General features: G+C 66.6%; 10 protein-coding genes. 7 read left to right on the top strand and 3 right to left on the bottom strand.

Going from position 1 to position 10,570, the window contains the following annotated elements; translation table 11 throughout:
- Positions 1-175: 175 nt before the first annotated feature.
- Positions 176-1,048: a hypothetical protein gene (locus tag ACIA6A_RS38845; protein WP_396103116.1), complete on the bottom strand. Its 873-nt coding sequence runs from the start codon at positions 1,046-1,048 to the stop codon at positions 176-178.
- 33 nt (positions 1,049-1,081) lie between these two features.
- Positions 1,082-1,711: a hypothetical protein gene (locus ACIA6A_RS38840; protein ID WP_396103115.1), complete on the bottom strand. Its 630-nt coding sequence runs from the start codon at positions 1,709-1,711 to the stop codon at positions 1,082-1,084.
- Positions 1,712-2,319: 608 nt separating this feature from the next.
- On the opposite strand from ACIA6A_RS38840, the gene ACIA6A_RS38835 reads away from it, so the two are divergent.
- From ACIA6A_RS38835 to ACIA6A_RS38810, 6 genes are all read left to right on the top strand, one after another.
- Complete coding sequence (locus ACIA6A_RS38835) at positions 2,320-2,640, top strand: hypothetical protein (protein WP_396103114.1); 321 nt, start codon at positions 2,320-2,322, stop codon at positions 2,638-2,640.
- 39 nt (positions 2,641-2,679) lie between these two features.
- On the top strand, positions 2,680-3,783 hold the full coding sequence (locus ACIA6A_RS38830) for a hypothetical protein (protein ID WP_396103113.1): 1,104 nt from the start codon (positions 2,680-2,682) through the stop codon (positions 3,781-3,783).
- Positions 3,784-3,792: 9 nt separating this feature from the next.
- Positions 3,793-4,101, top strand: a complete 309-nt coding sequence (locus ACIA6A_RS38825; RefSeq protein WP_396103112.1) for a hypothetical protein — start codon at positions 3,793-3,795, stop codon at positions 4,099-4,101.
- A gap of 212 nt (positions 4,102-4,313) precedes the next feature.
- Complete coding sequence (locus ACIA6A_RS38820; RefSeq protein ID WP_396103111.1) at positions 4,314-5,387, top strand: TraM recognition domain-containing protein; 1,074 nt, start codon at positions 4,314-4,316, stop codon at positions 5,385-5,387.
- A 99-nt stretch (positions 5,388-5,486) separates the two neighbouring features.
- Positions 5,487-6,731, top strand: a complete 1,245-nt coding sequence (locus ACIA6A_RS38815; protein ID WP_396103110.1) for a PQQ-binding-like beta-propeller repeat protein — start codon at positions 5,487-5,489, stop codon at positions 6,729-6,731.
- Positions 6,732-7,588: 857 nt separating this feature from the next.
- Entirely contained in the window at positions 7,589-7,849 is a 261-nt protein-coding gene (locus ACIA6A_RS38810) for a pentapeptide repeat-containing protein (RefSeq protein WP_396103119.1), read from the top strand.
- A 585-nt stretch (positions 7,850-8,434) separates the two neighbouring features.
- On the opposite strand, the gene ACIA6A_RS38805 is transcribed toward ACIA6A_RS38810, so the two are convergent.
- Complete coding sequence (locus tag ACIA6A_RS38805) at positions 8,435-9,217, bottom strand: transposase family protein (protein ID WP_396103109.1); 783 nt, start codon at positions 9,215-9,217, stop codon at positions 8,435-8,437.
- A 151-nt stretch (positions 9,218-9,368) separates the two neighbouring features.
- On the opposite strand from ACIA6A_RS38805, the gene ACIA6A_RS38800 reads away from it, so the two are divergent.
- Positions 9,369-10,310, top strand: coding sequence for a recombinase family protein (locus ACIA6A_RS38800; RefSeq protein ID WP_396103108.1), 942 nt, complete (start codon positions 9,369-9,371; stop codon positions 10,308-10,310).
- Positions 10,311-10,570: the final 260 nt, after the last annotated feature.

Genomic DNA, 10,570 nt, shown 5'->3' with positions numbered 1-10,570 from the left:
TTCTTCGCCACCGCGGAAGTATCCACGGCATCCGTCATGACAGTCATCAGGTGCGTCTCCTTGATCAGGAGTTACACCGTTTTTCTTACAGTCCCGGCTGCGCCGGTGCCAGAACCCCGTGAAGACGATCTGAGGCGACCGGCCCGGCGGGCCGGTCGCCTCAGATCGTCGGTGTTTAGCTGCGGAACACGGCCCAGCCGGCGCTAGCGGCGTCGAGCTTGGCGCGGTTCTTGGTCACGTACGCCTGCAGGTCGTCTGCGGCGGCGGCGAGCGCCTGGTCCTGCATTGGCTGACGGCACCGGGCGTCAGCGGTGGCGGCCTTTTTTTCGAACGCGACAGCCGTGGCCCACTGGGGGTCCTGCTCCATGGACGTGACACCCATGTCGGCGCGCGGGAATTTGTCCAGGGCCTGCTGGTAGATATCGAAGTATGACGTCGTGGTGACCTCGGCCTGACTCATGCATGGCCCGTACGCGGCACCCGCGTCCGCGACAGCGGGCATCTTCTCCACCTCGCGGAAGATTGCGGTCAGCTCTTTCGTCAGACCGCTTTGGCTCGGCAGGGCGACCTCTTGCACCTCGGAGGCCGCAGAAGTGCAGTTACCCAGCGCCTTGCCGTATGCAGCCTCTTGTTCAGGGGTCATCGTGCGGTCGGCGTTCATGGCACGTAGTTGGTCAGCGACCTTGGCCTGGTTGAGCTTGGCCGTGGCGATACCAAAGTCGCCGGCACCGATCTCGGTGATGCTGGCAAGGTCTCCAGGGCTGACCGGGCCGCCGTTCTGCTGTTCGGAGGGGGCCTGGTGGTAGGTGAACCCCTTGGTCTGCATGCATGTGGCGAGAGCGCCCTGGAACCGGGCGGCTACGACCTTCTCGGCCGCAAGGCGGTCGGCGGCTGAACCGAAGAGGCTGAGTCGGACCTGCTCGAACAGTTCCCGCCCTTGCTCCAGATCGGCTGGCGCAGCCGGGCTACCGGCCGCCTGCGAATTGGCGCAGCCACTGGCAAGAAGGCCCGCGATCAGCACCGCACCGAAACTCATAATCTTCTTCATAAATTTTACGTCTCCCGGAGTCGAGGAACAGGGTCAGCTGGCGCAGGAGTTCGAAAGACCGCCATTGTTGTAAAGAACGGATGTCCCACCGACATCGACGCGCCATGAGCGGGCACACTGGTTGGGGACATTGGCGTTCGGTCCAACTGCATCATCGGTGGGCCATTGCCCCTGGTCTCGCCATACGGTTCGATCGGCGGACCAGAAGTCGTTGCAGTTGGACGCCGTAGTGTTGGTGTTGACAGAGGGGCCGTAGCAGGCGCCGAACTTGACCATCCCAGTCAGCCAGCGGTGGTCTGCAGGGTCGCCGTTCTGAACGGCGTCGTTGCTGCTGACATCGATATGGATCGAGGACTTGCAGGTCTTCGCGATCCGCGCGTCGAAGTGTTCACCGTCGGCGGTCTTCCAGTCGAAGATCGTCGCCAGGCAGTAATTGCTGGCGAACGCCGCGCCAGGATGCGCTTCCAGAGATGACAGGTTGTCGGTCGCCTGGTCCCAGCTGGCTTCCCCGTAGGAGAAGTTGGGTCCCTTGACGACGGGCTGGTCGACACCACTGGGGACAACCGCAAGCGCAGCGCCGGGGGTAAGCCCGACTATTGCAAGGGTCGCTACTGCACCTACCAGGCCAAACCACCGACGGTGGCCAATCTTAGCGTGATTCACGGATTCCCCATTCGGGATATGCGCCGGTCTGCGAGCAGAAGGGCGAGCCGATAAATGTACCATTTTTAACAGGTGCGGTAACCGCGCGGCATTCCGGGCGAGTGGTTATCTACAGCCGACGCGTCGAATCCATCGCCATCCATCCACTATCGAGGCGGGCAACGCTGGTAATCGCACAGGCTGTGCGCTGCAAGTGGAGGCATTGGAGTTCTGTAACAGCTCATGGCGACTTGGTCACCAACCTCACCGCCTCTGATGGTGTCGAGATTCCTCTCCCAACCGTGGCGCCGACCTATGCCGCTTACGGGCCTCGATCGCTGATTCCGGGTGACTGCCGCGGCAGGTGCTGCACAACGGCCCGGTCGCGTCCGGCGGCCAGATCGTCGACCGGCTATACAGGTGCGGCTCGTAGTCCACGAGCTCGGCCACGCAGTCGCGGTTGAAGATGATCGTGTCCCGGTCGAAGCAGGTGTGCGGCCGGCCGTACGGGTGAACGGTCGGCAGATCGCGGGCCTTGGAGGTCATCAGGCCACGCGGCGCACCCCTGCAGCTCTTAGCGCGCCGCTCACGGGGCAGCGGCGCAGGTCAGATACTTGTACGCTCACGCAATGCCATTTCGTGACGAGCTCCGGCACCAGTTCGCGGCGGAGTCGGAGAGCGACGCCGTCGGACGCATCCGCTTCTACGCCGCCGGGCTGAACATTCTGGGTGGCATCTTCGCGCTCGCCCTGGTCTTCCTCATGATCGGTGGTCGCCTGTCATGGGCTGCCGCACCGGGAGTCGTGCTCCTCATCGCCGGCGGAGCACTGGGCGTCGTCGTCCAGCTGACCAAGGACGTCATCGCCGGGCGGCAGCGTCTCGGGTGGGCGTGGGCCTGCACCGTCCTCGGCATCCTGGAAATCGTCGTAGTGGCAAACCTGGTGTCCTGATAAGGGACGTCACTGCAGGTCAACGGGGAAAGGCAGTTCATGACGTTCACAGTGATCCCGGAAGGTCTCGACGGATACGCGAAACAGGTCGGCCGAGCCGGCGAGGACGCCCGCAGTATCGGGGGTTACCTGCACCAGTACCCCCCACCGGACGGAACGTGGTCCAGCGGCGGGTTGATGAAACTCCTCGGTGAAAGCGGTCCCCGAGCGTTCGCCGCCGCCCAGGCCAACCTGAACAAGGCCGGCACACTGCTGGACGCCGACCAGGACGGGCTCACCGACTCCGCCGCCTACTACCGCCAGACCGACACGAATGCTGCGGTGCGCCTGGACGCCACCCTGCCGGACCACCCCGACCGCACCGGGCTGACAGCACTGGAGCAGGCGTGGGCGGGCAACGTCTGCAGCCCGTCGTTCGCCGACTCCCGCGATCCTTCCGGCCGGCTCACCGCGGTAGGCGATGTCGAGCTGAGTCATCCCCTGGCGTTCCTGGACAACATCAGCATCTCCCACTGGGCGCTCAAAGGCATCGACTGGGTGTTCGGCTACGACATCCTCGGTGAAGCCACCAACTTCTTCCTCGGCGACTGGCAGGCCCTCGCCAAAGCCGGCAAAGCACTCGGTAACGCCGCGGACGCCAGTTTCGACCTCGGCTACAACGTGCAAGGCGGTGCCATCTCGCTCCGCACCCAATGGCAGGGCCATGCCGCCCAGGCCGCCGACCAGCACTTCACCGACATCGCCGCAACCCTGGACACCATGGGACACCCCATGAAGGTGGTGGCCAAGCAGCTCGAACTCGCCGCGGAGGGCGCGTACAACGCCGGCGAATCGGTCTCCGGCATCATCAAAGGACTCCTCGACGCGGCCATCATCGCCGGTATCGCCGCCGCGGCCGGCACCGTCACCGCAGAAACCGGTGTCGGTGCGGTCGTCGGCTACGGCGTCGCCGCCATCGAGGTCACCCGGATGCTTGACATGTGGGCCGAGGCCACCAAGGTCATGAGCAGTGTGTATGCCGCCACCCAAGCCACCATCGGTATCGCGCAGACCGGTATCGCCAGCCTGGAATCCGTGCAGATCCCCGAGGTCAACGGCGGCAGCTACCACCATCCCCTCGTTCCCCTCGGCCCCCACAACTGAGGAGCTCCGATGCATGACAGCGTGTACGACATCGCCGGCGATGATCCTCGGATCGCCAAGTACCTACGGACCAGCCTCACCGCCCTGGCCAACGGATCCGACCCCCTGCTCCGGGAGCTTGCCGAGGGTGTCCTGTCGGGTCAGGTCAACCTTCGTGACGCCGTCGCCTCCGACGTTTACGACGAGGCAGTCGGCTCAGCCTTCGAGCGCTTCTCGACGCACTACGACCAGCTCGACGCCGACGAGAAGGCACGGCTGACCAGCGAGGCCGGACAACAGCTCGACGAGCTTCTCGACGGCCACCCATCACGGGCCTGACCCAAGGTTCCACCTATCTCGTCTTACCGAGACGGTGGTGGCTTGCCGACGGCCGGCAATGTCCAACCGGTCGAAGGTTATCCACAGGCGACGCGATCGACCCCCGCCCACCGGGGCGGAGTCCAAGACAGTGACGCGCATGGCGCCCTGGCGGACGCGATCAGGGACCGCCTGACCTACCGAGCCGCCCTGACTGGATCGCCACCGCGAAGGTGCATGGCACCGTCGAGGGCGTCATCAACCTGCCGGACAAGACCCGCGGTGGCATCTACGGCGGTGCCGAGCGCGCCCTGTCCTGCCTGACCGAACCGGCCGTGTCCGCCTGGGTGACCGTCCCGACCGTCCCCGGCATCGAGGCGTTCTCCCCCGCCGACTTCGTCGCCGGCGCCGGCACCCTGTACCTGCTCTCGCAAGGTGGTCCCGGCTCACCGGCGCCGCTGGTCGCCGCGCTCACCGACGCGGTCCTGCGCGCCGGGGAGGCCCGGGCCCGCGACTCCCGCGGACGGCGCCTGGACCCGCCGCTGCTGTCGGTGCTAGATGAGGCGGCCAACATCTGCCGGCTGCGGCAACTGCCCGCCCTGTACTCGTTCTACCGCTCGATGGGCCTGCCGATCATCACCATCCTGCAGTCCTACGCCCAGGGCGTTGACGTCTGGAGCCGCGAGGTGATGCGCAAACTCTGGTCCGCGGCCAACGTACGCACCTACGGCGGTGGTGCCGCCGATCCCGACTTCCTCGAGGAGCTGATCAAGATCATCGGCGAGCACGAGGTCACCGTGCGCTCGACCAGCCCTCGATCCGGCGGGTGGACCGCCGACAGCGTGTCGTGCTCCACGCGCCGCAAGCGGATCCTCGACGTCGCCGCGCTGCACGCGCTGCCCCGAGGGCGGATGGTCGTCTACAGCTCCGGCGCCCGGCCGGTCCTGGCCCGCACCACCCCCTGGCAAGCCGGACCGTACGCCGAGCAGATCCGCGCCTCGATCGCCCATTCCGATCCCGACCGCAAGGCCGACTGGACCCTGGTGCCCGACCCGGCCGAACCGGCCGTCGACCCCGGAAGCACCGGCACACCCAGTGAACCCCACCCCGGCACCCCGGCCGGTTCCACGGCGGTCCCCGACATGGCCACCCTGCTCCACCAGATGACCGGCCGGCTACCGGCCGAATCGCCGCCAGTCGAGCCGGACCCCGCCGACAGCAACAATCCGAACCTCGACAGTACGGACGCCCCGACGGCCGTGGAGCCGATGTTCCGCGACCTGTACGGTCCTAACCCAGCTCCCTGACTTCGAGATCCGCACGTCCTGACCGGACCCGCACAGCACCGGATCGTTGCTACGCTGCGCAACGCTTCATCGACCCAGACGACTCTCAAGGGGGCGCATGTGCCGGATCGACGGCTGACCGCGGGTGCACTGCTGACGGTGGCGGCCCTGGCCGCCGGGTGCACCTCCGACCCGGCACCGACACCAACCACGCCCACCCCGGCACCGGCGTCGTCCGCGGCCGCGCCCACCCGGCAGAGCTTCGACCCGCCGATGCGGTTCGGCCCGACCGGGCAGCCCGTGGGTGAGGGCCGCGACCAGGACGTGCTGCTCTACAACCAGACGGCGTTCGTCGCCGGCGAGACCGGCACCACCGTCACGGACCTGCTCACCGGCAAGGCCCCGGCCACCCTCTCACCCACCCATCCGCCGGTGCAGCACCCCGGTGGGCTCGGCAAGCCTGTCGGGCACATCCCGATGCTGGTGCAGCGCGCCGGCAAACCCGCCGTGGTGATCCCGTACGCGGTACAAATCCCGGCCTCGGGCACCACCGCCGCCCAGCAGGCCGTGCAACTACTGATTGCCGACGCGGGCACCGGCGAAAAGCTCGCCGAGCTGAACGTGTCTGCCACCCCGGCCGAGGGCGAGGGTGACTTCACCGCGGTCGCCGGGGAGTACGTCACCATCGTCGGCGCCCAGGCCAACACCCTCGTGCTGACCGTCGGCAAGCAGGTCACCGTCGGCGTCGACCTCACCACCGGCTCGGTGCTGTGGCGCAACACCGCCCTGCAGGCGGCCACCGTCCTCGACGACACCGTTATCGGGCTCACCGCCCCCGACACGGCCTTGCAGCAGAAGGTCATCGGCGTGGGCGTGGCCGACGGCACCCGCCGCTGGTCGGCGGCCACCGTCCGCAACGCCGAGCTGGCCGCGGCCGGCCCGGAGTATGCGGTCCTGCTCGCCGAGCAGGACGGCGTTGAGCGGCTCTACGCCCGGGTCACCGGCGACGGCAAGCTCACCGACCGGGCCACCGGCGCCTACTCCTCCGGGCTGGACTGCCGTTACGACCAAGCCGTGGTCACCGTCTGCACCCTGGGCGCCTCGCTGGTGTTCGCCCTGGACGCCACCAGCGGCAACCAGCTCTGGCAACTGCCCGCCACCGGCCGTACCGCCCCGAGAGTCACCGCCGTCTGGCACGGCGCGGTCTACGGCACCGCCGGCGGCAAGCCGGTGGTCCTCGACGCGAAAACCGGCGTGGACCGCGAGCCCTCCCCCGGCCTGGCCCCCGTCGCCGTCAGCAGCTACGCCGGCGTGGCAGCGGCCGCACAGGAGAACTCACTGACGGCCTACCCGGCCGTCGGTTAACCGGTCGCCCGGGCCGGGACGATCGCCGAGGCGGTCAAGCTGGGTGGTGGTCGCGGCGATCGGCTGCCGCACCGGCTCCGCCGGCTTACCCTCGATGACCGTGGTGACGGTGCGCGAACCAGGCTACGCGGGGTGTCTCGGGGCCGACACGGGTTACACCGGAGCCAAAGAGGGAGACCCGGGGATACAAACTATCGGTACTCCACGATAGTCTCGGGTACGAGAATGCCAAGTCAGGGTGACTTGCACTTTGGCAGTCTTGGAAGCGATTTGAGGTAACCCGGTCCCCTCCCGGCTGCGAACCTTTGGGGACCGAGCTGCTACCTCGTCTTGTGGCTCCTTCTGGCTGGCCTGGCTAGAAGGGGCCACTCCCATTTCCGGTGAACACTCCTGCGAGGGTCGCGATCGCCGTGATCAGAGCCGCGATGCCGGACAGCATCTCGGGCCTCTGCCACCACTTGCGCTTGTCGTTCCCCTCGCTGTTGTCTACCGCCATGGGGCACCTCCAGACAGGGCTACCGGTCGTGGCGTTCGCCACGAAACGGCCGGCGACCCTTCGAAGTTGTCACCGCCCTCCGGTCCTTTCAGGAGGCACCGGGTCAGCCTACTAACCACTACAGACAAGTGGAGGGTCCCGACCCCTGCCCACCACAACGTCATATCTAGATTCCTGCAGCTCAGTGGCACTACCGCCTGTATAGATATGTGACGCCACGCGGGCGTCTCGGCGGTAGCCATTTTTTCTCCGGATGACATGCGCTGCGCCACCATTGGTGCATCGCGGGTTACTTTGTTGCTGGTGATTTTTTCTCCAGTTCCTTGATGCGCTCTTCGACACGCCCGATTGTGTCAGCTTCATTTGTCGAGAGGTTCTAAAGCTGTTTGAAGCGGATGCGGTACCGCTTCGTGATCTCGCTGTCCTCGACGATCTCGTCGGCCATTCCGTTCTCGCGGTACAGGATCTCACTGTCGCGGACCTACGCGACGCGGACCTGCGTGGCGCGGACCTGCGCAACGCGATCAACCTGAGCCAGGGTCAGCTGGATGCCGCGATGGCTGACGCGCAGACGGAGCTGCCGACGATCCTGGCCCCGCCAGTGCCGGCACCCACGCGGTAGCGGGGTGTGCCGAACCCCTATCAAGCCCTGGAGGAGAGCGGCCGACTCGCCGCGAATTACGAGACCATTGCAAGCCTTCATAACGCGGTTGACCAGCGTTGCCGCTGTTTCTGGGCTAGAAGCTATGCCGGGGCCAAGGAGAGCACGAGCACCAGGAAGGCGAAACCATCGGCGCCGGCCAACTGGTTGCTATATAGCTGGTTGCTACATGGCCGATAAGGATCATCGTGTTTCAGGTTTCGGCGCATCGGGGGATAAGCCTTTCGCGGGACACAGAGGGCAACGCCGGACGGATGCCCGTCCAGCCCTTCGCCGGTCCGAATGCGCGCCTTGTCGTTAGGTGAGAGTTCCGCCTATCACCCGGACGTCGGGACGTGGCGGAGCCAGCCGGATGCGGCCATTGCTACCCCGCCGAGACGATCCGATTCTGTCATCAAAGGATCCTTTGCCGACATGCTTCTGATCCGGTCCATTGGACCGGCTAAAACCTCGGAAAATCAGCCCGCCGATCCAATCCGATCTAATCCGGCTTGACGACAGGGTTTGCTGACAGGTAAACCCATAGGTGTCGACAATGAGCCTTTTTCATCCTGAGTAGGCCGGGTTCTCGACGTGGTGCAGGACGAGGATGGCCTGGACGATCGGGGTTGCTCGGTGTGGGCTGCAGCGGAGTTTCGTCAGGACCTTCCAGGTCTTGAGGGTGGCGTTGGCGCGTTCGCCGATGGCGCGGATCCGGGCGTGAGCCCGGTTGACCTTCTTCTGCCAGGCGGACAGTTTCGGCCGGTAGCGGTGCCGTTTGAACGGGGTGCGGATGCTGCCGCGGGCACCTTGGTAGGCCTTGTCGGCGAAGGTCATCACGTTCGCGCTGGTCAGGGCGTCGATGATGGCGTGGGTGCGGGCGGCGGTCAGGTCGTGGACGGCGCCGGGCAATGCTGCTGATGCCCAGATGAGCCGGCCTGCCGCGTCGGCTATGACCTGCACGTTCACGCCGTGGCGGCGGTGTTTTCCGGAGTAGTAGGGCTTCTGGTCGGCGACCCGATCGATCGGGATCAGGGTGCCGTCGAGGATCACGTAGGCGAGCAGCCGGATCCTGGCCATCGCCGTTTCGAGGTCGTCGGCGGTGGTGGCAAGCAGGTCGATGGCCTCGCGGACGTAGCGCCAGGCGGTCGTCACGCCGATTTCGAAACCGCAGGCCAGGCGGGTCAGGGTGTCGCCGTTACGCAGGTGGGCCAGGGCGAGCAGGGCTTGCCGGCCGGGGTCGAGGCGTAGCCATCGGGACCGGCGCTGGCTGCGGTGGGCTCGGATGAGGCCGGCGAGGTGGTTCAGGCTGCGAGTGGACAACGGAATCGCGGCAGGGTAAGACAGCACAGCGAGGCTCCCGGTTGGGGCATCTGATCTTGGTCGATTGCTGTCTTACCGGGAGCCTCGTCCTATGTCGACACCGGGCTCTGCCCCTGCCGTGACCTGCACCGTCACGATGAAAAAGGCTCAATGAACGGATCAAACAGACAGGCGGGCCATGGCAGATCTGGTCTACACCCGAGTCTCGACCGACGAACAGAGCACCCAACGCCACACCCACCTCCTGGGTGAAGCCGGCCTCACCACCGGCACCCCCGGGGTGCGGCTGTTCAGCGACCCGGCGACCTCCTCGAAGATCCCCGCGCTCGAGCGCCCCGGTTTCCGGGAACTGGCCCGCTACGCCCGGCCCGGCGACCGGCTCACCGTCTCCGAGCTCTACCGGCTGTGCCGCGACCTCGCCGACATCCTCACGCTACGCACCTGGTGCCACCAGCACCAGGTGAAACTACGCGTGCTGTCCGGCGCGCTGTCCAACATCGCCGACCTGGCCGCCACCGACGCGACCACCACCATGCTGGTCAACATCGTGGTCTCGGTCGGGCAGTTCCAGCGCGACCTGCAGAACGAACTCACCCGCGACGGCCTGGCCGCCGCCTGGGCCAGCGGCAAGACCTCCGGCCGGCGTCCCCGCCACACCCAGCTCGGCGTGACCGAGCAGATCCGCCAGGCCTACCGCGACGACGGAGCCAGCATCGCCGCCCTGGCCCGCGAGCACTGCGTCAGCCGCGGCGCGATCCGCACCGCCATCGCCGACCTGCTCCCCAACCAACCCGAACAACCCGTCCCCGCCGAGACCGCACCACAGGCCATCCGGGTCGAAATCCCCGGCAAAATCGCCAGCCGCCTCCTCGACAACGCCGACCTCAGCGAGGCCGAACGCCAAGCACTACGCCGAGGCCGGACCGTACGCCGCGGCCAGGGCTACAGCCTGCACGTCACCGCACTGCCAGACACCCACCAGGCACTACTCGCCGCAGTGGCCCCGCTCGACACCGACAACGCCTCCTCCCCCGACCGCAAGGCGTACCGCATCTACAGCGACCGGCTGCGACTCGCCGCCGCGGCGGTTGTACGTCTCGACACGAAAGTCACCGCCTGACGAGCTCGCTCCCCTCGAGCAGCGTCAGACTGAGACCTGAGATCTCGTAGGACACCGCATCAAGAAACGCAGCCCCGGACCCTAATCTGACGCTTCGACACGGCACGGGACTGTGGTGGGGGGTGTACCTCAAAACCACACCCAAGTCAGTCAGCGCCTAACCTGCTCCCGCCAGGCGGCGAGGTTGGCCCGGACGCTCAGCGTGTCCCGGTGCTCATCACCCAACGACCGCACCACATCGGCGAGGACCTTCTCCTGGA

Source organism: Actinoplanes sp. NPDC051494 (genome assembly GCF_044454705.1).
Taxonomy (GTDB): domain Bacteria; phylum Actinomycetota; class Actinomycetes; order Mycobacteriales; family Micromonosporaceae; genus Actinoplanes.
This window is presented reverse-complemented; position numbering and strand designations above follow the sequence as displayed.

Excerpts from the sequence above, each read along its gene's own strand:
- ACIA6A_RS38845 (WP_396103116.1), bottom strand. The coding sequence starts at position 1,048 with ATGAAGAAGATTATGAGTTTCGGTGCGGTGCTGATCGCGGGCCTTCTT.
- ACIA6A_RS38835 (WP_396103114.1), top strand. The coding sequence starts at position 2,320 with ATGCCATTTCGTGACGAGCTCCGGCACCAGTTCGCGGCGGAGTCGGAG.
- ACIA6A_RS38800 (WP_396103108.1), top strand. The coding sequence starts at position 9,369 with ATGGCAGATCTGGTCTACACCCGAGTCTCGACCGACGAACAGAGCACC.
- ACIA6A_RS38830 (WP_396103113.1), top strand. The coding sequence starts at position 2,680 with ATGACGTTCACAGTGATCCCGGAAGGTCTCGACGGATACGCGAAACAG.
- ACIA6A_RS38825 (WP_396103112.1), top strand. The coding sequence starts at position 3,793 with ATGCATGACAGCGTGTACGACATCGCCGGCGATGATCCTCGGATCGCC.